A 21,942-nucleotide genomic window follows, 5' to 3' on the forward strand; every position below is an offset into this window, starting at 1 on the left:
TGCTGTGGAGCCATGCTCGAATATCCGCCAGCGGCGTGTGACATGAGCGCATCTATCGGCCTCATTTACGCATGCCGAGAAAGCCTCTGACGGTCGGACACTATACGAGCTTCGGCGACATATCGCGCCCGATCGGCTCTGGCATCCAAAAAGCCGACCTGGTGAGAGAACGGGCACGCACCAGTGCTGGGCGCCGGCACTATTCCGAAGGCGCGATCGCAGGAGGTTTGCTGCCTTCAGCATTGCGGTCGGTCCGGAAAAGACGACGCTTGACAGCCTCCCTGACTGTTTGGATGAAAATATACAGAAGCGGAATGATGAGAATGCCAAATACGGTGCCGACGAGCAATCCTCCGAGCACTGTCGTGCCGATCGCCTGCCGACTGCCAGCTCCCGCCCCCGTGGCCACGACCAAGGGTATGACGCCAAGCACAGACGCCATAGCTGTCATCAGCACAGGCCTAAAGCGCTGCGACGTTCCCTCGGTTGCAGCTTCCATGATGGTTAGACCTGCTTCCCTGCGCTCCTTGGCGAACTCAACGATAAGGATCGCATTTTTGGCAGCGAGCCCGATGAGCAACAGCAGGCCTATTTGCGCGTAGATGTTGAGGTCGATGCCCCCAACCACAAGGCCCCCCAACGCCCCGGCAACGGCCACGGTCACAGACAACATTACTGCCAGAGGCACGCTCCAGCTTTCATATTGTGCGACGAGAAACAGGTAGGTGAACACGATCCCCATGATGAGAATGACCACGGTCTGGTTGCCGGCCTGCTTCTCCTGAAGAGCCAACCCTGTCCACTCATACCCGAAGCCGGGTGGGAGTTTTTCCGACGCCAGCGTTGCCATGGCACCCAACGCATCGCCAGTACTGGATCCGGCTGCTGCCTGTCCGTTGATCGCGGCCGATGGGAAGAGGTTGTAGCGGTTGACCGTGCTGGGACCATAGACGGTCGATATCGACAGCAGGCCCTGCAGCGGAATAAGATTGCCGGACTGGCTGCGCACCCTCAGTCGCTGAATGTCCTCGACGCGACTTCGAAAACTTGGCTCGTCTTGAAGACGAACCTGGTATACACGCGAAAATATATTGAAATCGTCCACATAAGACGATCCGAGGTGAGATTGTAGCGCGCCGAATATCGTCGCCGGCGAAACGCCATAAAGTTCTGCACGCTTTCGGTCAATGTCGAGATAAACCTGTGGTGAGTCAGCCGAAAACGTGCTGAATACACTCGCCAGTCCCCGGGTCTGGTTTGCCGAGACAATCAGGCTTCGCATGACTTCGGCCAACTCTTCCTGACTTTGCCCGGCGCGCGCCTGAAGGCGGAAGTCGAAGCCACCCGTTGTGCCGAGGCCGGGGATGGCAGGTGGATTGAATGGCACAACTGATGCCGTCGTGATCGCCGCGAACTCAGCCCGCAATCGGTTCATCAGGGCAAAAACGCTTTGATCCGCGCCACGCTCATTCCACGGTTTCAACGCCGAGATGATCATACCGGAATTGGAGCCGCCCCCGCCCACCATGCTTGCACCGGCAATTCCGATCGTGTTTGCAACGCCTGGCGTACGCTGAAGCACCGAGGTGACTGTTGCAATTGTCTGCTGTGTGCGTTCGAGAGACGCGGCATTCGGCAACTGGACGTTCATGAAGAGATAGCCCTGGTCTTCGGAGGGGATGAAGCCGGTCGGCAGGACACGATAGAAGCCGTAAATGCCAGTTACAATTGCCACAAGCAGCACGGCACTAAGACCAAGCCTTCGGGCGAAGAGCGCCAATAAATGCAGATAAAAGCGGCGTGAAGCGTCTAGCCCCTCATTCACCTTGCTGAAAATTCGGGACTGGCTCTGTTCCACGGGAGGCCGCAGCATGAGGACGCATAGGGCAGGGCTAAGCGTGAGTGCATTGATCGTGGAAAACGTAATGGTGACCAATATGGTAACCGCAAACTGCCGGTAGAGCTCGCCGGTGATACCAGCCAGAAAAGCCACCGGCACAAACAGCGCGGCCAACACGAGCGTTGTGGCGACGATTGGACCCGTGACCTGGTTCATTGTTTGCAGCGTCGCTTCGCGCACGCCGATCCCGGTTTCGCTCATGATGCGCTGAGCGTTCTCCACGACGATGATGGCGTCGTCCACAACCAGGCTGATCGCGAGGATCATCGCAAAGAGCGTGATCGTGTTGGCCGAGTACCCCATGAGGTAAAGAACGGCAAAGCCACCCACCAGTGAAACGGGTATCGTTAAGGATGGAATGACTGTTGCACGCCAGTCTTGCAGGAAAATGAAGACAACGGCGACGACGAGGACAAATGTAATTGCCAGGGTGATGAAAATTTCCTCGATGGTTTGTCGAACAAAAGCGGTCGTATCGAAAACCACCGTATAGGCGATGTCGTCGGGGAACTGCTTTGACAATGTCTCCAGTTCGCCAAGCACAGCGGTGGACACCGAAAGCGCGTTGGCATCTGAGGATTGGTAGACAACCACCGTCGCGCTGGGCTGTCCATTCAGCGTCGAGGCTGTATCGTATGATTGTGCTCCGAGTTCCACGCGCGCAACGTCGCGAAGACGCACGATTGCTCCATCCCTGTTCGTGCGAACGATTATGTCGCCGAACTCTGCCTCGTTCGCCAGTCGTCCTCTTGCCATCACGGTCAGTTGCAATTGCTGGCCTTGGGTCGAGGGAGGAGACCCCAGTTGGCCGGCGGAGGCTTGCGCGTTCTGCGCCTGGATGGCTGCAGTCAGATCGGAGGCCGTGACCCCGAGGGCCTGCATGCGATCAGGATTCATCCATATCCGCATACTATAGGCAGGGCCAAAGACGCTCGCCTCTCCGACCCCCGGTAGCCGTGCGATTGCGTCTCTAATATTGATCGTTGCGTAGTTACTGAGGAAGACATCGTCGTGCGTACCCTTCGGGGAGTAAATTGCGAAGCCGAGCAGCATGCTCGACGAACGACTTCTCACCGAAACGCCGGTTTGGGTCACCGCAGCAGGAAGTCGCGGCGTCGCCATTGCTACGCGATTTTGTACATTTACCTGGGCGATTGCAGGATCTGTTCCGGCAGCAAACGTCACTGTCAGGCTGTAAGCGCCATTGTTGGTACTGGAGGACGACATGTAGAGCATGTCTTCAACCCCGTTCACCTGGTCCTCAATCGGTGCTCCCACGCTGTCGGTCATGACGCTGGCGTTGGCACCTGGATAACTCGCGGTAACCTGCACCTCCGGCGGAGTGATCTGAGGAAATTGGGCGACAGGTATTTGAAGGAGGGCGACAGCACCCGCGATGATCATGACGATTGCAATGACCATCGCGAACCTGGGTCTTGCAACGAAGGGCGCGGATATATTCATTGCGATGAACCGGACTGGGAGACGATCGACGTCACGCTGTTGTTTGCGGGCGAGGCTTGCGTGACAGTGACAGCCAATCCTTCGGCGACATTCTGTATTCCTTCCACGATCAGGCTTTCGCCGCCTTTCAGACCGTCGTCCACTGCCCAGTTTCCACCCACCTGTTCAGAAACTTTTATTCGCCGGAGCGCGACCTCGTTGTTCTCGTTGACAAGCAGGACAAACTTGCCCTCGCGATCCTGTTGGACAGCGCCCAACGGTACGATCGGGCGCATCTTCTTTTCCGCCTCCGAGACGATCACTGTTACGAACTGGCCCGGAACCAGCAGAAAGTCCGGATTGGGAAACAGAGTTCGAATCGACAGCGTTCCGGTTGCCTCATCGATCTCGTTTCCAAAAAACTCGATCTTGCCCGGCCCCTTGTATTCCTGCCCGTTGGACAGCCGCAGGGTGGGTACGAATTTTCCAGCGAGCTCATCCTTGCTGATGCCGCCGGCGGCCGCACGAAGCTCGAGAATTGATCGGTCGGTTACTGAGAAAACCACGCGAATGGGATCCATCTCTACGACGCGGGCAAGTGTCATCGAACTGCCACTCACAAAGCTGCCGTCCGATAATTGCGCGGCACCGATACGGCCCTCGATTGGTGAGCTTATCCTGGCGTAGCTGAGATTGAGTTCGGCTTGACTGACCCGTGCTTGCGCCGCCAAAAGGTTTGCTTGACCAGTTTCCAGCGCTGTTTGACTTTCCTCCAGTGTTGCGCGTGATACTGTCTGGCTGCTCAGGGATTTATTTCGCGCGACGCGGCGTTGTGCGTCTGCCAGCGTTGCCTGCGCACTTGCAAGTGATGCCTTGGCATCTGCCAGCGCAATGTCCAGTGCGCGACTGTCAATGAGGAACAGATCCTGCCCGCTCTTGACGGCCTGGCCTTCGTTGAAAAGGCGTTTGTCAATGAAACCCTCGATCCGGGAACGGATGTCAACGGCGTTCATCGCTTCGACGCGTCCCACGAACTCATGCTTTGGGGATACGTCTCCGACTGCAACGGCCATAACGCCGACGGAGGGACCGGTCTGCGCCAATGGGCTTTGAGGTACGAAAGCCGCCAGTATTACCAGCAGATAGGCCGGCGGAACTCGACGAGGCACTTTCATCGACCAATCTCCCACAAGACCGAGGTGTCTTTCAACTCAAGGCATTCGAAGTCGATAGGCGCCAATGCGTGATGCTGCCGGTGGTCGTTTCGATCCGCAAGCCCTGGCAAATACCACACTCACGGGGGGCGATCAGGTCGAAACCCATGACGAGCAGACCGATGCACTCACGGACCCTTTCGCCTCGCATGCCCACATTTGCGACCCGTTGCGGGGCAGTTGGCCACATACCATCGCCCGTATCACTCGCCGCCGGAACAATCTGCCGCTTGGCCTGCGACGTCGCCTGTCACGGCTGCTCGCCCCGCCGTTAGCGGTGCCGACGGCGATGCCGCGAAGATTGTTTGTCGCTGCCCCCGCCAGAACTCCGGTCGTTGCCAATGCCGGGTGCTTGTTGCGTTGGCGTGCAGCGAGTGATCATTCCCATGGTTCGACGGACAAAGTGCTAGATTGTTGACTTCGCGTTGCCGGCTTCGATGCGCACGTCCGCGGGTGCCTTAGGGGAAAGCGCCGTGCGCAGTCTCGTTTCCTGTTCCGGCGAGAGCGAAGTCCGCAAGATCCGCGCGTTCGCACCTTTGAATTCCTCAAGGACCTTTTCCGGCTGGACTTTACGAACAAGCAGAAAGAGGGCCGAGCTGTCGACCGGAATGGTGTCCGCCAATTTCTTGATTAAATTGTCGTCTATGCCAAAATCTGTGATCGAACCGGCAAGTGCTCCAGAACCAGCTCCGAACGCTCCGCCAAGGACCATGCCGGCCAGCGGGTTCAGAAACAAAAGACCCACAAGAGATCCCCAAAGCGCGCCGGACAAACCACCCCTTGTGGCTCCCATTGTCGTGAGGTTCACGCTCTGCTTGAGCCGGACCTTTCCTCCGTTGTCGCGAACCGCGACAACCGCGTCCTCGAGGTCGATCAGGTACTCCTTTTCGAGCGTCAACAAGCGATTGAGTATGGCGTCCGCCTCATCGGCCTTATCGAAGCCAAGCACCACGAGTTCAGACATTGCTCCCTCCCTGATACGAATTCACGTCCAGATAGCGCCGCGGCTAGCTTCGTCCAGAGGTAGCTATCTACATTTTCGGCCTGTCATGTGAGATCATGTCGCGAGCATCCGTCAGCCGCCGTCGTTATTCTTTTTGACCAACTCGTCGCAAGGACGTTCGACCGCAGGCTGATATGGCCCGCCAGAAGCTCTTCGGCTGCACGAGATTCATAGACACCAAAGAGGAACGTCGGCGTTGCCACGCTCGCTTCAAAGGTCTCCCAATGGATGCCAAAGTCAGAGAGACAGCCTCGTCAAACGCCGTTTCGAACGCCAGATTGAAGACGGGCGGCGGCTGCTTCGCGCCTTCCTTGGCGCGAATGAACGCGGTCACAAACGATTGAACAAAGATGCATTGACGGAATTCGAATTGCGCGATAATAGATTGTGCACAATCTAAAAGGAGAAGAAAGATGAAATTGCTGTTGAGATCATTGCTGGCCTTTGGTGTCCTGGCTGCTCCGGCCGCCCCCGCGGTCTCCGCTCAGGCAAAGCCCACTGTCGGCCTCGTCCACGGTGCGTTTGCGGATGCATCCAGTTGGAACGACGTTGTCGCTCGGCTGGAGAAGGACGGCTACCCCGTCGTCGCGGTTGCCAATCCGCTGCGCAGCGTAAAGAGCGACGGTGATTACGTCGGCCGCATCCTCGCCGGAATCAAAAACCCGGTTGTGCTGGTCGGGCATTCCTACGGAGGATCGGTGATCAGCGATGCGGCCGCACGTGCAGACAACGTCGAATCCCTCGTGTATGTGGCGGCGTTCGCCCCGGAAAAGGGAGAAACAGCCGTCGAGCTTTCGAGCAAATTCCCCGGAAGCACCCTGGCTCCCACACTGGCCGAACCAGTTGTGCTCGATGGCGGCGACAAGGACCTCTATATCCAGCAAGGGAAGTTCCGCGAGCAGTTTGCGGCCGACGTGTCATCCAGAGCGGCCAAGTTGATGGCAGCCACACAGCGGCCGATCACCGAAAGTGCGCTGAACGAACCAGCGCCAAACGCGGCGTGGAAAAACATCCCGTCCTGGTTCATCTACGGGGACGCCGACAAGAACATTCCGGCCAAGGCGCTTGGATGGATGGCCGAGCGGGCCCATTCCAAGGGGACTGTCGTGGTCAAGGGAGCCTCCCACGTCGTCATGGTCTCACATCCCGATAAGGTCGTTCAGGTCATCGAAGAGGCTGCTTCGGCCAAGTAGGTCTCGCAATGGGCGGCGACATATCGCGCCGCCCATCATGGCTGCGGTAGCCTCTCATGGAAGGGATCCGCGGACATTCACGCTGTGCGGAATCACGAATAACGCGCGGGGGAGCCACCCGCCGGGCTAGCGCCTTTCGCGCGCCGCCGAGCCCAGTGGGTCCCTTGGTCTACCTCTCTGCATTTCGAGAGAATCTCGTCGACAATGACGGCGAGCGGCGCAGTGGCGTCGATTACGAGACCACACTGCGGAACCTCCTCTTTCGTTGCATGCAATCGCACAATCAGCTCCCGTTCGCCAGGTCTTCCGCCAAACTCGTCTTCTGGTCTCCCGATGGCCTGATCATCGGCTTCCTTGGCCTTGGCGACGGCAAGTTCGGCCACCGCAGCGGCTCGTTCCGCCCGTGCGACGATCAGCTCTGCCTCAAGGGCAGCGGCGTAATCGGGGTGCTGTTCCGAGCCGGTTTCCATGCTCGAAGTGGACCACAAAACCCCTGATTTGCATAGCTTTTCTTCGGATTCTGAGCCGCAAATCCCGGCAAAATATGCGCTATCCGGCGCTCGTCGGACGCCAGGTCTGCAGCGGGTTTCGCCAGTCGATCCCCTCAAGCAGATAGGACATCTGACCGGCGGAAAGAGCGATCGCGCCACCCTCGGTCGCGGGCCAAACGAAACGGCCCCGCTCCAGGCGCTTTGCATAAAGCGATAGCCCGATCCCATCGTGCCACAGGGCCTTTATCAGTCGTCCATTTCTCCCGCGGAAGACAAAAACGTCACCTTGGAAGGGGTCACGACCGAGACCTTCCTGCACCAGAAGTGCGAGCCCCTGCATCCCCTTGCGCATGTCGCAGTGACCGCTCGCGATCCACACCCGCACCCCGGAGCTGATCGGGATCATTTGAGTGCTCGCATGACCGCAGCCGCCAGTGCGGCAGGTGCGGTACAGTCAATTCTCACCTTCGCGCCATTCGGGAAGTCCACGAACATAGCCGTTTCGACCCCGCCGTTACCCGGAAGGCCAACGACCCGCGCTGGTACGAAGGCAGGGCCGACTTCTGCAGCCAAAGCCTGCCGCCGCCAAGTATAAATCAACCGGTCGAAACATCGAAGCGACGCGCAACTTCGGAAACAATCCCATCCGGCGCAAACGCCGCCGCCAGTATCTCTGCACGCTCATCTCGGGACCATCGCCGACGTCGCTCTCGCCCGGTCAATAAAATTGCCTGTGCCATCAGTCCTCAATGCGCTCTTAAGCCCACTCTTAAGAGCGCAAACTCACAACATCACAACAATTCCGCAAGGTGGCCCCCGCCGAAGGCGTACGCCGGTCAAGCAGGGCCTTCTTTAAGACTGGGCGCGCGCCGGCAAGGGGCGACGATGGACGTGATCGGCGTCACGACTGGGACAGGAGCCGTCATGCTCGCGAATGCACGCGTCGAAGCCGAGCTTCTCGGTCCGTCGAAGCCCCGCTGCTCGACGACCGCTACCTTCTTCGCGACGATCGCGCTGAGAGGGCCGCGAGCCGACCGGTTGGGATTGCCGACGTCGCTTCGGCCCTGCCGCCACTCGAAACACTTTCCGCGGAGAAAGCCCGGCGTGTGGCAGCACGTGAAAGCGGGCACACCGTTGTCGCGTTCGCGCTCGAGCGAAGCTGCACGGTCAGCGTCTCGATGCGCAAGCAGTTCAGAACCTTCTCCTCGGGTTCGCCAGTGGTTTGATCTACTCGTGCTGAATTTTGTACTAGCGGACGGCCTGCTTAAACTTCGCCGGCGTCAAGCCGGTAGCACGTCGAAATGCGCGCGCAAAGCTCGATTGCGACGAGTATTGACAATCAAAGGCAATCTCGCTGAGTGACATTTGTCCTATCGCGAGGAGTTTTTTTGCTCGCTCCAGCCGACGCCTACTCACATAGCTATGCGGTGGCGTCCCGACACTGGCCGCAAATGCGCGCGTAAAATGGAACACGCTCAGACACGCTATGCTCGCCAGATCGCTCACTGTAATTTCCTCGGTGAGATGCTCTTCAATGTAGGCAAGAACACGCCGCAATCTGACGTTATCAAGTCCAAGTCTCGGCTGGCGTTCTAAACGACGCAACGAACTTTCTGAGTGCTCATGAAGGAGTCGGGCTGCCAGAAAGAGCGACGCAGTCTCGATCAGCATAGGTCCAGACGTCGTTGGATCCGACATTTCGCGTAGGATCGACAAAGCAATCTGGTTGATAAGGCTGTCGTGCACACCGGAAACATAGCGGATAGACTGTCCGGGGGTTCGAGGCACGCTGAAGTCTGTCGCCAAGCGGATGAAAGCGGAGGATGGAAGATAAAGGTGAGCGACTTGCAGTTCTTCCGATGCGATGTGAATTGCGTCGGCTTTGGCAGCCATGGGATTGAGCCAGATCGTACCGTCGGAAGGCCGAACACGCCGCTGCTCTCCTCCGACCTTGCAGGTCACGAGTCCTGCATCTGAGCCACTGACTATGACTGCTATTTCCAGATCCTGTCCTTCTGCACCCGGTCCTTCACAGCTGGAGTGAGATCGGAGCTCTGCAAAGAGCGTCGACCATCCCAAATCGTCCGAAGACCTGAGTAGCCGGGAGGCCGGGTATTTTCTGTAACCCTGTGAATGCAGTTGGTCCAACATGTCAGCGCACCAGCAAGTATAGGCAATGGCCTGTCCGACGGTAATAACCTGGACGGTTTACCGTCGTCCATGACCAGCCACAACCTGCACCTCAGGATAGGAGAATTTGGTCTAGTCCTTTGATAAAGACCAATCTCGGTGCCGTTATTCGTTGGATACACTCCTCAAGCGTTATTGCTTACGTGTGGCGACTTTTGGCTGCTCAGTTCATCTAGAAGACGCTGATAGCCACGAAATGCGGTTGACGCGGCGGTGCTATGCCCCGCCGAGTCAAGATCGGACCGCCTAGTTGTTGACCGGCCCGAGGTGCTGACGCAGACCATCGTTGATCTGCTTGATCGCCGCTTCTGTCGAGGGAACGTTGCGAAGTGCGTTGAGAAGCACGAAGTCATGGATCGTACCATTGTATCGAACCGCATCGACCTCGACGCCGGCGTCCTTGAGCTTTCGGGCGTAGGCTTCCCCTTCATCACGCAGCGGATCATTTTCTGCCGTGATCACGAGCGCGGGGGGCAGGCCCTTCAGCTCGTCCTTGCTTGCAAGAAGAGGCGAAACGTACGGATTGTTTCGAGTCTTCTCGTCCGGCGCATAGAGATCCCACCCGTACTTCATAAATGCGCGGGCCAGGAAGCGACCTGTTCCGTACTCGTGATACGATTGCGTGTCCACGCTGGCGTCGGTTGCCGGAATGAGGAGGGCCTGGTACGCGATCTTGGGCCCTTGGCGATCCTTGCTCATGAGAGAAAGCGCGGCGGTCATATTCCCGCCGACGGAGTTGCCGGCAACGGCGATGCGATTGCCGTCAGCACCAAACTCACCGGCGTGCTCGGCGACCCATTTCAGGCCCGCATAGCATTCCTCAAGCTGGGTCGGGAATTTCGCGGCCGGCAAGGGTGTGTACTCGACGAAAACGCCAATTTGTCCCGAGCCTACGACGAGATCGCGGAGCAAACGCTGATGGTTCTCGAAATTCCCAACGATCCAAACGCCACCGTGAATGAAGAACAGGACACCTGGCTTTCCGCTCAAGTGTTCGGGCTTCATGATGTACAGTTTCACTTGCCGCCCGTCCTGAGAGATGATCTTTTCTGTCGTCGTAACGCCGCTCATGTCGACGGGCGTCTTGGACTGCAGGCCCGTGAGGATATCCTGCGGCTTTGGTTGGGGCAGCTTCCAGAATGGGCTACTGTCCTTATTGATATCAGCCAGGAATGACCGAATCTCGGGATCGATCCGTGGATCGGTGTTGGCGTCGGCAGCCATTGCGATCGTTTGGGTCATGAGAGTTGCTCCTATCAGTACGTTTGCGAGTGTGCGGATGCGGCCCATGGAAATGCTCCGGATGGTGGGGTGGCGTCAGTTTTGCGGGGTCATTCTTAAGAGCTCAGCCGGAAGTCCTCTCTGCCGCGCCTGCTATTGTTTTGACTGATCTTGCGCTTTGCAGTGGCCTGTGATCGCCAGCGATATGCCGGCATTGCCGGGCCATGCTCCGGCAGAAGCCGTCAACGACTGAACATGAGAGGAAGGAGAGTAAGCGCTAATTTCTGTGCGCCTTCTGTAGCGGAGTGCTGTGAGGCATGAAGCGTCCACCAAAAAATAGGTGGACACCAAATCATGGATGAAGATGCTCCTAAACTGCAGGTACGGCTTGTTGGTCGCGACGGCCGCCGTCGATATGACCCTGCGTCGAGAGATCAGCTTGTCGCGGCGTGCTTAGAACCCGGCGTTTCGGTCTCGCGGCTGGCGCTGGAGCACGGCGTCAATGCGAATCTCGTCCGGAAGTGGATGAAGAAGTCCAGAGCGGAGCGTCAATTGCCTTTGGCCTCGGCGTTCGTTCCGGTTCAGATTGCTCCGGATATGCACTCGGGTTCTGCTGGCGATCTGAAGAAGACCAAGCCATTGAGCCAGTGCCTTCCCGCATCCAAGGTGAGCGCACTCCTGCCGAACGGGGTCAGCCTGACCGTCGAGTGCGCCGGTGTGGAAGTGCTGGAAGCAATCATAGGAGCGCTGGGTCATGTTCAGACTGGGCGGTGATCTCAAGGTTTACCTGCATCGCGAACCGATCGACTTCCGCGCGGGCATCAACAGCCTGGCGGTCCTGGTCCAGGAGACGATGGCGCTGGATCCGTTTGCGCCTGCGGTTTTTGCCTTCTGCAATCGCCGGCGTGACCGAATGAAGCTGCTGTTTTTTGATCGTTCCGGTTTTGTGATGGTCCTGAAGCGGTTGACCGAGGACAGGTTCAGATGGCCCCGTTGCGAGGTGCCGGTGGTCATGCTGACGACAGAACAGCTTCACTGGATCCTCGATGGCATCGATATCGACGCAATGGTGCGCCATCCGGTGCGGCAATATCAGATTGCCGGCTGACGGATGTCGAATTGAGCAGTTGACGCGGCTGGGCGGTTCAGATTCAAGAATCTGATGACTCGCACCGGCGAACCGAGCATTGCAGAACTGATGGCGCAATTGGCAGCCAATGCTGCCGAAATCGCTGCGCTCAAAGCCGAGAAGGAAGCGCTCTCGCAGCGGGTCGTCAAGCTGGAAGAAGAGCTTGCACTGGCAAAACTCCATCGCTTTGCCCCCCGCAGTGAAAAGCACATTGATCGTCTCTTCAACGAGGCCGAAGAGGCTGCGGTCGAGGATGGCAGCGAAGCAGGCGATGTTGTCGAGCTTCCGGACACCGGCCTGCCAGCGGTAGAAGGTCAAACGGGAAAGAAGCGTGGACGCAGACCTCTGCCAGAAGACCTGCCACGCGAGCGCGTCGAATATGACCTCCCCGACGATCAGAAGTCTTGTCCCTGCTGCCAGGGTCAGATGCATCGCATGGGCGAGGCTGTTACCGAGCAGCTCCATATCGAGGTCAAGGCAAAGGTCCTACAGAATGTGCGGTTCAAGTACGCTTGCCGCCATTGCGACCGCACCGGGATCAACACACCCGTCGTGATCGCACCGATGCCGACGCAGCCCCTGCCGGGCAGCATCGCTACCGCCTCGACGTTAGCCTTCGCGCTCGTCCACAAATACGTCGACGGCACACCGCTTTACCGCGTGGCTCAGACATTCGAGCGTGCTGGTGTTCCGATCAGCCGCGGCGCTCTCGCTCACTGGGTCATCGGCTCAAGCGAGAAGCATCTGCACCGCATCTATGATGCGCTGAAACTGCGGTTGCGATCGCAGCCTCTCATTCATGGCGATGAGACGACGGTTCAAGTCCTCAAGGAAAAGGACAAGGAGGCCACCAGCACATCGTACATGTGGGCCTATCGCAGCGGCGAGGACAGTGACCAGCCAATCGTACTGCTCGATTATCAGCCCGGGCGCGGCCAGATCCACCCGCAGACCTTCCTTGGTGACTACCGCGGCATATTGGTGAGCGATGGCTACACAGCCTGGCGCACATTGCATGGCGCAACCCATGTCGGATGCATGGCTCACTCCAGGCGGCGCTTCGTCGAAGCCCTCAAGGCAAGAAAGAATGGCGGCGGCCCGCCGGAGCAAGCGCTCAGGTTCTTCGAGCAGCTCTACCGGATCGAGAGGCAGGCGCGAGAGATAAAGCCCGACGCCGGTGAAACGCAGGCCGCCTGCATTCGCCGCTTCCGGCAACAGCACAGTTTGCCTGTCCTGAACGCCCTCAAGACGTGGCTCGATAACATCGCGCCGAAGGTCGTGCCGGATACCAAGCTCGGCGATGCTGTGTCCTACACCCTGAACCAATGGGATTATCTGACGCGCTACACCAGCGACGGCAGGATGCCGATCGATAACAACATCCTGGAACGCGACATCAGGGTTTTTGCGACCGGAAGAAAATCGTGGCTGTTCAGCGACACTGCTGACGGAGCCAAGGCCAGTGCTGTGATTTACAGTCTGATGCTGACATGCCGCGCCTGTGGCGTCGACCCTCTGATCTGGCTGCGCCACGTACTCACCGAGTTGCCACAGCGCGAAGAGAATGCCGACATCGGCGACCTGCTCCCGTTCAACTTCTCCAAGACCTCCACGACCGAATAGAGCCGGATACCGCGACCGATGCTATCCGCCGTTCGGTGTGGAACAGGCGTCAATACGCATCGAAAATCGCGCTTACGAACGGGCGCACCGTTCAGCGCCAATGCGTTCTACGCGACTGACTGTGTCGAAATATCCGGAACGTCGACGGAATTCATTCGCACCGCCGATAGCGGTCGCAAGGTTCACATGCATTTTTGCCCGACCTGCGGTTCGACCGTCTATTGGAAGGCCGATGCCGCGCCGTCCTGGATCGGTGTGGGGGTCGGTTCATTTGCCGACCCGGCCTATTCGCCGCCTGCCATGTCTGTCTTCGAGCAATCGAAACATCCGTGGGTACAGCTTGACGACACGGTTGAGCATTTCGAAGGTCTTCCAGCCCGCCTGGATTAAGGGTGGTGCGAAACCTTCTTTGTCCTCATTTGCCGCTGCGCCGGCCCGATCCCTCGTCTGCTTCCGCAGGGGGGCTCACAGGATGAATGCAACACACTATTCTTTTGTCAAGTGTGGACATGAAGCGTCGGCGGGTGATTTCCGAAGCGAGGCGTATAAACTGGCAACCTTTAAGATGAATGGAGGATGTGCTGATGCCCCGCTTTCTTGCCGTTTACACCATGAAGCCCGAGGACCTGGCGTCCTTTCGAAACCTGCCCAAAGCCGAGCAGGATGCAGTCGACGCCGTCGGCATAAAAGAGTGGTCGGCGTGGGAAGAAAGAAATGCTTCATCCATCCTTGATCCTGGCGGAATGGTGGGCAAGACGACACGCATGACCAAGGAGGGCGTCGTCAACGCGGTGAATTCGTTCTGCGGCTACTTGGTGGTCGAAGCGGAGAGCGCTGATGCCGCTGCACGACTGTTCGAAGACCACCCGCACATCACCGTTTTTCCGGGCGACGGGGTGGATATAATGCCTTTTTTGACGTGACCTCTTTGCGCGGGCATCACCACAGCCGATGATCTCACCTCAGCGACGAGGGGGTCCGCATTGGGCCCTGATTGGCCACGCGTAACGGCAGCTTTGCGCCCCCAAGCCGTTGGGGTACGCCTTGCCGTTGCCCGAAAGTAGACATCGTCGGCGAACACGCTGTAGGTCGCAGACGCGCCAGAGAACTTGATCTCAGCCGAGATCGCTGCGGGCATAAGTTCCCATGTCTCGGTCTTCCTGCTATCGTGGCGATGAGGAACGGCTCTATGAGCGAGAACCGCAAGCTGGCCGCAATTCTGGCCGCGGACGTAGTCGGATATAGCCGGCTCGCCAGCGAGGACGAAGATCGCACCCTGGCAAGGTTGCGGGCACTGCGCAGCGACCTGATCGACCCAACCATCGCCGTGCACAACGGCCGTGTCATCAAGCGTACCGGAGACGGAGCGCTGGTCGAATTCCGCAGCGTTGTCGATGCCGTGCGCTGCGCCATCGAGGTGCAGAACGGAATGGTCGAGCGCAATGCCGGCGTTCAGCACGATCGGCGCATCGAGTTCCGGATCGGCATCCATCTGGGGGACGTAGTAGAGGAAAGCGATGGCGACCTGATGGGCGACGGCGTCAACATCGCCTCGCGTATCGAGGGTGTCGCGGCCCCCGGCGCCATTTGCCTGTCCGAGGACGCCTATCGCCAGGTCAGGGCGAGGCTCGATCTCTCCGTCAGCGATCTCGGCAACACGCAGCTCAAGAACATCGCCGAGCCGATCCGGATTTATTCGCTCCAGGTCGGCGCCGCCGCGCAGGCAAAACCACTAGTGACCGCAGGCGCCGTTGCTCGTGCGCCGGCCGCATTGCCGCCGGGGCTCTCGATTGCCGTGCTGCCCTTCGCCAACATGAGCGGCGATGCCGAGCAGGAGTACTTCGCCGACGGCATCTCCGAAGATATCATCACTGCGCTGTCGAAGCTGTCGCAGTTGTTTGTCATCGCACGCAACTCGTCGTTTACCTTCAAGGGCCGGAACGTGAACGTGCAGGAGGTGGGCCACAGCCTCAACGTGCGCTACGTGCTGGAAGGAAGCGTCCGCAAATCAGGCAACAAGGTGAGGATCACCGCGCAGCTCATCGATGCGACCACTGGCGGGCATCAGTGGGCTGAGCGTTTCGATCGCGACCTAAGCGACATCTTCGCGGTGCAGGATGACGTCACGCAGCAGATCGTCGGCGCTCTGGAACTCAAGCTCACGACCGGGGACCAGCAGCGGCTTGCGGCCGAGCAGACCCAAAATCTGGAAGCCTATGACTGTTTCCTACGGGGCCGTGAACACATGTGGCGGCTGACGAGAGAGCAGAACATTCAGGGCCAGCAATTGTTGCAACGCGCCATCGATCTGGACCCGAAATTCGCCCCGGCCCACGCCTTCCTCGCCGTCGCGCACGGGCTGGCCTACGTCAACCAGTGGAGCCAATCACCCTCGAAATCGCTGGAACAGGCGACCGGGTCTGCGACGCAGGCGGTGGCGCTCGATGATCGATATCCGTACGCACATTGGGCGCTGGGCGTCGTCAGCTTGTACCTGCGACGGCTTGACGTAGCCATCCGGGAGGCTGAACGCGTGATCGCGCTTGCTCCCAATCTTGTCGAGGGCCACGAGAGCCTCGGCAACGCGCTCCACTATGCGGGCAGGCCCGACGAGGCCCTCGTCTGTTTCGAGCGGGCAATGGCCCTGAATCCATATTATCCGGATATCTTTCTGCACTTCCACGCGCAGGCGATGTTCCAGCTAGGCAGGTACGAGGAGGCCGTTGTCATCCTGAAGCGACGGCTTGTCCGCAATCCAGCCACCGACATCTCACGTGTGTTGCTGGCGGCGAGCTATGGTCACCTGGGCCGCTTCGCGGAGGCGCGCGGGCAGTGGGAGGAAGCGTTCCGGATCAATCCCGATTATTCCCTGGAGCACAGGCGCAAAGTGCTGCCCTACAAGAACCCTGCCGATTTCGAGCGCATTGTGGACGGCCTGCGCAAAGCTGGCCTCACTGAGTGATACCATTCCATCGCCGGCAATCGTCCACAGCTTCCGTGCGGCTCCGCAAAAGCACGCCGCGTGGTTTCGGGTTCGCCCCAGATTGTGCGAGACTTGCTCATGGCGCATTCGTGCAGGCAGGCGCCAGCGGGCAAAGCATAGTTCCTCGACGCATAGCGATCATTGATCCGGCTCAGACGAACGTCTGGAGATTGCGCAACAGCGACCTCCCACGTGGTCGACGGGAATGTCTGCTTTCAGGCGGCTGCGGAGCTCGCCTCAATGGCCGATATGGGCCGATGTCGTTGAAAAACTCGATAGATTAGCCGCTTACCCGGCCGCTTTGGCTTTTTGGGCAGGGGAATTATGGGTTATCTGCCTGGCGCCTCTGCGCAAGCTATCGGTTTATGCCGCTCTTAGACGGCGCTCGCCGTGTGGCGACCTTTGTGGTCTGAGTTTCGCCAGTCTCCTCAGATTTTGGGCGGTTGCTGCAAGCAGGAATTCGTCTCGCGCACCGCACGGACCTCGCAGCCTCAAACGCGCCATCCGGAGAATGCGTTTCAGGTGTGCGAAGAGCATCTCGACCTTCTTGCGACGATGCCGGGACTGCTCATATTCAGGCGTGGCAGCAATCGCTCGGGCGACATCGCGGGCATCTTCGTTGAGATCACGCGGTACCTTGCGGGCAGGCGCATTCGGGCAGCAGCGCTGTTTGAGTTCACAGGCGTCTCAGTCCTTCTTGCTGGCGCGATAGAGCCGTGTCCCTTCGCTCGTGATCCCCGATCTGGGCGTTGCTCCAGCGAGCCAAGGCCAGTTCCGAAGACGAATGCACGCGCTACTTCAAGTTGGCTGTGGGAGGGTCTTTGTCTTGGTGCTTTTTATCAGTGGACCGATTGTTGCCACGGTATCTCCAGAGATAAATCCTGCGAAAGCGAAACTGATCGCTTTCCTTATGCCACCTACGTTGGCTTCCGTTTCACCAATGTTCATCGCCATTCAGGCTTCTAGCCGACAGCTATCGTAGGATTTAGAGATGTCCGGTGTTGGCGCATCCCGGCCGGGGCTGTTGTCGCCTGACGGGCCCGAAGCAGCCATAAGTCAGTGAAGCGTTGCGACTGGCGCAAATATTCGAGTTAAGAATTCCCGGAGGATTGGCGTGACCTGTTCTCGGGGAAGGCGATGACCGCCTTCGAGCGCATAGAAGCGTACCGACACACCGACCTGTGCGAGAGCCTCCGAAAATCGTTCAGCTTGATCAACCGATGCACGATCATCGTACTTGCCATGTAGAAGTAAGGTTTCCGCACGAATCCTGTGCGAGTAATGGAGTGCGGACCGATCCAAGAAGCTTTCGTTCGAAACGCCTGCCTCTTTCTGGATAGCTTGCTGCAAGCCTCTCGAACCGCTTTCGTAGGCGTCTCGTAAATCGTAAACGCCTCCTGTTAGGATGAGCGCCCTAAGGCCCTGGACTTTCGTGGCCACCATGGCGGACGCCACAGCCCCTCGACTGTTTCCGTAGAGAACTATGCGTGCGGGATCGACTGATGGCTGCTGCTTCAGAAACGCCAAAGCGGCTATAATCGCTTGCTGAGTAGTCGGGCCGCAGAAATCGGCGGGCCCATCCGATGCACCAAAACCAGGCTGAGAGATTGCAGCCGCCGTTACACCAAGACGGGAAGAGAACCGAACCAGCGATCCGTCATCGACAGCCTCTTTTCCACCTAAGAGAAGTCCACCCTGATTTCCATGTACAAACAATATCGCCCCGTTCTTGGGCGCAGACGGTCGAGCCTGGAATAGTTCCACGCGCGCGCCGTCGCCTCGATCAATGATGTGTTGGGTAACCGCAGACATGACTCACCCCATCAAACCTTCAGGCGAGGATACGATGACATCCACCTCTGTCAATGTCCGCTTCTGGCGCAGCCACCCCCCACCTCGTCGCCCGTGATGGGCGGACGAACGATATCATGGTTTGTCGCTACACGGCCCTAAGCTGCCATACCGTCGGTGCTATTTTCCGCGCAAAGCGAAGTTGAACCACACGGTAAAGAGACGGGAAAACTCGGCGAACAGCAGAAGTATGAAGCAACCTCCCCAACGCGGTTCTGCAAAAATCACCATGCTGATGAGCGCCACCAGAAAGTAGGCGGCTGCAAGGATGGAAACGTACCTCAATTATGCCACCTGTTCCTCCTTCGGCTATCCGCTTATTTAACTCTGTAACGAGCACTTTCCTGAGCGGGCGAACCGTCCAAGAAGCAAAGCGTAGTTTTATCGCAAGCAACCTGTTTTTCACTGCGGCTGCGTTTACGTTCTGCATCGTGGTTGCGGTCATGCTGCCTTGTTTGGGAAAGACCCGCGACGTCAGCGATATGAAGTAGCATCCCGGCTCGCATTTTCCCGCTCATGTTCGTATTCGGGGTGCTCGCCTTTCTTGGTAGCCAAGCGAATTCTTGGGGATGGCCCTAAAGACTGCGTGGTGACCGCAGTTGGCGCTAAGCGAAAGCCAATTGGCGAGCATTTGGCCCAATCCGGAACCTTCAGCGGATCCTTATGTCTGCCTCGGAAGCAGCAGACCTTTGCCGCTGGTCGGGAACGTCTCAGTCTGACGGATGAACCACGATGGGGACTGGCAGGTAGCTAGGATTGTTCCGGTTCCCTCAACGCAGTTCCTGGCATTCGATCAGTTCGATCCGACCCTTGCCCTTGATTTCTACGAAGCCCAGGGAGCGCCCGCGACCCCGCTCGCGAATGCGATGCCACGTGGCCCCGCTGATCGCTACAGTCCCAGGGCTAGCATGGGCTGCGATCCGGGAGGCCACATTTACCGTGTCGCCCCACAGGTCGAACACGAATTGCCGCTGCCCGATGATTCCCGCCACAACTGGACCGAAATGAACGCCGACTCGCACCTCCCATTTGGGCTCGATGCAACGTGATGCTGTCACCATGTCGAGTCCGCATTGCAAGCTGGCAAAAACCGGATCTGGCATGCGATCAAACAGGCCGGCCGTAGCCATAAAGGCGTCGCCGATAGTCTTGATCTTCTCCATCCCATGCTGACGGACGATTCGTTCGTATTCGCCGATCAGCGCCTGAAGATCCTCCACCACTTTCTCCGGCGGATTCTCATCGCAATAAGCTGTGAAGCCAACGATATCGCAGAATAGCACCGCGACTTCATTGTAGCGGCGGGGCCGGACCTCATTGGTCGCTTTGAGCTCGCGCACCGCGCCGGCGGGTAGGATGGCGTACAGAAGCTCGTCCGCTCGGCGCTTTTCGGTTTCGATTTGCTGCGTGTATACCACCTCTTGGTCGCGCAGCCTCTTCTTTTCCAGGCACGCGGCCACGCGGGCGCGCAGCAGAACCGCGTTGAACGGTTTGGCCAGATAATCCTCGGCGCCGAGGCTGATGCAGCGCGCCACACTGTCGATCTCATCGACCGCCGATATCATGACAACCGGAATGTTGCGCAGCGTTGTGTCGGCCTTCAGCTCCTCGAGCACCTGGTAGCCGTCCATTTCCGGCATCGTAATGTCGAGCAGCACGAGATCGAACGATCTCGTTGCCAGCATTTCGAGCGCCTCCCGTCCATTGCTGGCGCATGCCACGTTTCTATAGCCTTCTCGCTTCAACCGCTCAGTCAGCGTAAAGCGATTGTCCTCGTTATCGTCGACGACGAGCAGGGCGGGTGCAACCTCGCTCATGACATCGACCCCTTTGGAAGTTGGGCCTTGATCTTTCCAAGCAGACGCGTGAAATCGACGGGCTTGGTATCGAAGTCATCGCACCCGGCTGCCAGTGCTGCTTCGCGGTCGCCAGCCATCGCGTGCGACGAGAGCGCGATCACGGGAATATCCCGCGTCTCAGGCAATGTCTTGAGACGTCTTGTCGCCTCCCAGCCGTCGAGGACGGGAAGGCTTAAGTCCATCAGGATCAGCGCAGGCGCGTCCGATCGCGCACGCGCCACGCCCTGATCGCCATCGGTGGCGACGATCACCTCGTAGCCTTTGCGTCTTAGCCGCGCGGACAGCATGTAGATGTTGTCCTCATTGTCTTCGACATAGAGGATCCTAACCATCACGACGATCCTTGTCAGGCGAGTTTCGTTTGGGAATGTATCTTGCAACCATCTTGCGCAATTCCTCCAGAAGCTCGTTGCGGCTGAAGGCGGTCTTGGCGAGCACGCGCTCGACGCCACCGTTCAGGCGCCGGTGGTCATCCTCGCTGAGGGTTGCCGCCGTCACAACCACGACCGGCATCGCCTTAAAGGCGGGTTGCTTGCGCAGTTCGATGAGAAACTCGAAGCCGTCCATTTCCGGCATAAGGAGGTCGAGGATGATGAGGTCTGGAGGCGCGCTGATGAGTCGTTCCAGCGCGACCCGGCCATTCTCGGCCTCGTCCACGTCGCAACCCTCTGTGCTCAATATGCGACGCCATTGCTGGCGCGTGCTCTCATCATCCTCGACGATCAGAACACGAAGCGCTGGACCAGGAGCACCGGACCAGAATTTCCTGATCAGTTTCCGGAGCGCGTCGCGCTCGATCGGCTTAACCATGTAATCGGCGGCACCGAGCGCGTACCCCCGGTTCCTCTCATCGGCCATGGTGAGCATCACGACAGGGACATTCGCGAGCTCAGGATCCGCCTTCAGTTCCTGCAGGACGCTCCAGCCGTCGCAGTCCGGCATCAGCACGTCAAGCGTGATGAGCGCTGGCTTCACCTGCCGGGCCAGTTTAAGCCCTTCCGCACCGTCCTTGGCGGTCACTACATCGCAACCCTCGCGGGCGAGAAACCGGCGCATCTGGTCCCGTACCGCCTCATCGTCATCAACGACGAGGACCACGTTCGAGACGGGGCGAACGCGATCATCAGCGGCGACCCCGGCGCCAGGGGCCGGCTGCTCCAGCGTGGGGCCCACGTCGATTGCCGACGGCAGCCGCACCGTGAACCTGGTGCCGGCGCCAGGAGTGCTGTCCACAGTGATCTCGCCATCCATCGCGCGGCACAGGCGTTGGCTGATGGCAAGCCCTAGCCCGGTGCCGCCGTACTTGCGGGTGGTGGAACTATCGGCCTGACTAAACTCCTGGAACAGGTTCGTCATCTGCTGCGGCGTCATGCCAATGCCGGTATCGGCGACGGTAAATATCACGCCATCGCCTCCATCATGCTTTGCGCAGGTCGCCCCAATCGTCACTTGGCCGTTCTCCGTGAACTTGCAGGCATTGCTCAACAGGTTGAGGAGGATCTGGCGCACCCGAAGCTGATCGGCGCGCATGCTGCCAATGTCATCCGGGCATCGGATGATGATCCGGTTGCGGTTTTTCTGTGCAAGTGGCTGCGCGGTTGTCGCGGCATCTTGAACCATGCCTGCGATATCGAACTCCTCGATATGCAATTCCAGGCGGCCGGCCTCGATCTTGGAAAGATCGAGGACCTCATTAATGAGCTTGAGCAGATGCTTGCCGGCGCGCGCCACCCGCTGAAGCGGTTCGATCAGTTCGCCTTGGCCAGCTTCGCTGGCATCTTCCTGCAGCATTTCGGTAATGCCCAGGATAGCGTTCAGCGGCGTGCGCAACTCGTGGCTCAT

20 protein-coding genes and 1 pseudogene are annotated in these 21,942 nt (G+C 58.7%); 7 read left to right on the forward strand and 14 right to left on the reverse strand.

Features of this window, described 5'->3' with window-relative positions; translation table 11 throughout:
• Window positions 1-199: 199 nt before the first annotated feature.
• The 3 genes from LPU83_RS67365 to LPU83_RS67375 all read right to left on the reverse strand — a co-directional run bounded on the left by LPU83_RS67365 (window position 200) and on the right by LPU83_RS67375 (window position 5,521).
• The gene (locus tag LPU83_RS67365; protein ID WP_040680924.1) at window positions 200-3,364 is read right to left on the reverse strand and encodes an efflux RND transporter permease subunit; all 3,165 of its coding nucleotides are present in this window, start codon (window positions 3,362-3,364) and stop codon (window positions 200-202) included.
• Window positions 3,361-4,518 carry an efflux RND transporter periplasmic adaptor subunit gene (locus LPU83_RS67370; RefSeq protein ID WP_024317374.1) on the reverse strand — a complete coding sequence of 386 codons (1,158 nt, stop codon included), beginning with the start codon at window positions 4,516-4,518 and terminating at the stop codon, window positions 3,361-3,363. The genes LPU83_RS67365 and LPU83_RS67370 overlap by 4 nt, the downstream gene beginning before the upstream one ends.
• 445 nt (window positions 4,519-4,963) lie before the next feature.
• Entirely contained in the window at window positions 4,964-5,521 is a 558-nt protein-coding gene (locus LPU83_RS67375) for a DUF1269 domain-containing protein (protein WP_024317375.1), read from the reverse strand.
• Window positions 5,522-5,973: 452 nt separating this feature from the next.
• On the opposite strand from LPU83_RS67375, the gene LPU83_RS67380 reads away from it, so the two are divergent.
• Entirely contained in the window at window positions 5,974-6,753 is a 780-nt protein-coding gene (locus LPU83_RS67380; protein ID WP_024317376.1) for an alpha/beta fold hydrolase, read from the forward strand.
• Between the two features lie 92 nt (window positions 6,754-6,845).
• Here LPU83_RS67380 and LPU83_RS76000 read toward each other — a convergent pair whose 3' ends face one another.
• The 5 genes from LPU83_RS76000 to LPU83_RS67405 form a co-directional block, all read right to left on the reverse strand.
• Window positions 6,846-7,223, reverse strand: a complete 378-nt coding sequence (locus LPU83_RS76000; protein ID WP_024317377.1) for a hypothetical protein — start codon at window positions 7,221-7,223, stop codon at window positions 6,846-6,848.
• A gap of 79 nt (window positions 7,224-7,302) precedes the next feature.
• Window positions 7,303-7,650 carry an IS66 family insertion sequence element accessory protein TnpB gene (gene tnpB, locus LPU83_RS67390; protein ID WP_040680928.1) on the reverse strand — a complete coding sequence of 116 codons (348 nt, stop codon included), beginning with the start codon at window positions 7,648-7,650 and terminating at the stop codon, window positions 7,303-7,305.
• 190 nt (window positions 7,651-7,840) lie between these two features.
• Complete coding sequence (locus tag LPU83_RS76005) at window positions 7,841-7,984, reverse strand: transposase (protein ID WP_082321335.1); 144 nt, start codon at window positions 7,982-7,984, stop codon at window positions 7,841-7,843.
• A 508-nt stretch (window positions 7,985-8,492) separates the two neighbouring features.
• Complete coding sequence (locus tag LPU83_RS67400) at window positions 8,493-9,137, reverse strand: helix-turn-helix domain-containing protein (protein ID WP_024319212.1); 645 nt, start codon at window positions 9,135-9,137, stop codon at window positions 8,493-8,495.
• Between the two features lie 543 nt (window positions 9,138-9,680).
• On the reverse strand, window positions 9,681-10,676 hold the full coding sequence (locus LPU83_RS67405; protein WP_231052136.1) for an alpha/beta hydrolase: 996 nt from the start codon (window positions 10,674-10,676) through the stop codon (window positions 9,681-9,683).
• A 333-nt stretch (window positions 10,677-11,009) separates the two neighbouring features.
• On the opposite strand from LPU83_RS67405, the gene tnpA reads away from it, so the two are divergent.
• The 6 genes from tnpA (at window position 11,010) to LPU83_RS67435 (ending at window position 16,369) form a co-directional block, all read left to right on the forward strand.
• Window positions 11,010-11,429 (forward strand): IS66-like element accessory protein TnpA, encoded by a 420-nt coding sequence (tnpA, locus tag LPU83_RS67410; protein WP_037069550.1) that lies wholly within the window; start codon window positions 11,010-11,012, stop codon window positions 11,427-11,429.
• Window positions 11,410-11,763 (forward strand): IS66 family insertion sequence element accessory protein TnpB, encoded by a 354-nt coding sequence (gene tnpB / locus LPU83_RS67415; protein ID WP_037069548.1) that lies wholly within the window; start codon window positions 11,410-11,412, stop codon window positions 11,761-11,763. Before tnpA ends, tnpB (LPU83_RS67415) begins: the two co-directional genes overlap by 20 nt.
• 54 nt (window positions 11,764-11,817) lie before the next feature.
• A complete protein-coding gene (gene tnpC / locus LPU83_RS67420) occupies window positions 11,818-13,407 on the forward strand; it encodes an IS66 family transposase (protein WP_037069545.1) in 1,590 nt (529 codons plus the stop codon).
• An 18-nt stretch (window positions 13,408-13,425) separates the two neighbouring features.
• Complete coding sequence (locus LPU83_RS67425; RefSeq protein WP_024319218.1) at window positions 13,426-13,797, forward strand: GFA family protein; 372 nt, start codon at window positions 13,426-13,428, stop codon at window positions 13,795-13,797.
• A 194-nt stretch (window positions 13,798-13,991) separates the two neighbouring features.
• Complete coding sequence (locus LPU83_RS67430) at window positions 13,992-14,330, forward strand: hypothetical protein (RefSeq protein WP_024319217.1); 339 nt, start codon at window positions 13,992-13,994, stop codon at window positions 14,328-14,330.
• A gap of 266 nt (window positions 14,331-14,596) precedes the next feature.
• Window positions 14,597-16,369, forward strand: a complete 1,773-nt coding sequence (locus LPU83_RS67435) for an adenylate/guanylate cyclase domain-containing protein (protein WP_024319216.1) — start codon at window positions 14,597-14,599, stop codon at window positions 16,367-16,369.
• A gap of 384 nt (window positions 16,370-16,753) precedes the next feature.
• On the opposite strand, the pseudogene LPU83_RS67440 reads toward LPU83_RS67435, so the two are convergent.
• From LPU83_RS67440 to LPU83_RS74840, 6 genes and pseudogenes are all read right to left on the reverse strand, one after another.
• Window positions 16,754-17,140 (reverse strand): annotated as a pseudogene (locus LPU83_RS67440) (transposase); the annotation flags it as partial.
• Window positions 17,141-17,446: 306 nt separating this feature from the next.
• Complete coding sequence (locus LPU83_RS67445) at window positions 17,447-18,202, reverse strand: alpha/beta hydrolase family protein (RefSeq protein ID WP_024318942.1); 756 nt, start codon at window positions 18,200-18,202, stop codon at window positions 17,447-17,449.
• Between the two features lie 159 nt (window positions 18,203-18,361).
• Window positions 18,362-18,526 carry a hypothetical protein gene (locus LPU83_RS72880; RefSeq protein ID WP_162392089.1) on the reverse strand — a complete coding sequence of 55 codons (165 nt, stop codon included), beginning with the start codon at window positions 18,524-18,526 and terminating at the stop codon, window positions 18,362-18,364.
• A 485-nt stretch (window positions 18,527-19,011) separates the two neighbouring features.
• Window positions 19,012-20,058 carry an adenylate/guanylate cyclase domain-containing protein gene (locus tag LPU83_RS67450; RefSeq protein WP_024318943.1) on the reverse strand — a complete coding sequence of 349 codons (1,047 nt, stop codon included), beginning with the start codon at window positions 20,056-20,058 and terminating at the stop codon, window positions 19,012-19,014.
• On the reverse strand, window positions 20,055-20,432 hold the full coding sequence (locus LPU83_RS67455) for a response regulator (RefSeq protein ID WP_024318944.1): 378 nt from the start codon (window positions 20,430-20,432) through the stop codon (window positions 20,055-20,057). The genes LPU83_RS67450 and LPU83_RS67455 overlap by 4 nt, the downstream gene beginning before the upstream one ends.
• Window positions 20,425-21,942 carry a hybrid sensor histidine kinase/response regulator gene (locus LPU83_RS74840; protein WP_231052157.1) on the reverse strand — a complete coding sequence of 506 codons (1,518 nt, stop codon included), beginning with the start codon at window positions 21,940-21,942 and terminating at the stop codon, window positions 20,425-20,427. Before LPU83_RS74840 ends, LPU83_RS67455 begins: the two co-directional genes overlap by 8 nt.

This window comes from Rhizobium favelukesii, assembly GCF_000577275.2.
GTDB classification, from domain to species: domain Bacteria; phylum Pseudomonadota; class Alphaproteobacteria; order Rhizobiales; family Rhizobiaceae; genus Rhizobium; species Rhizobium favelukesii.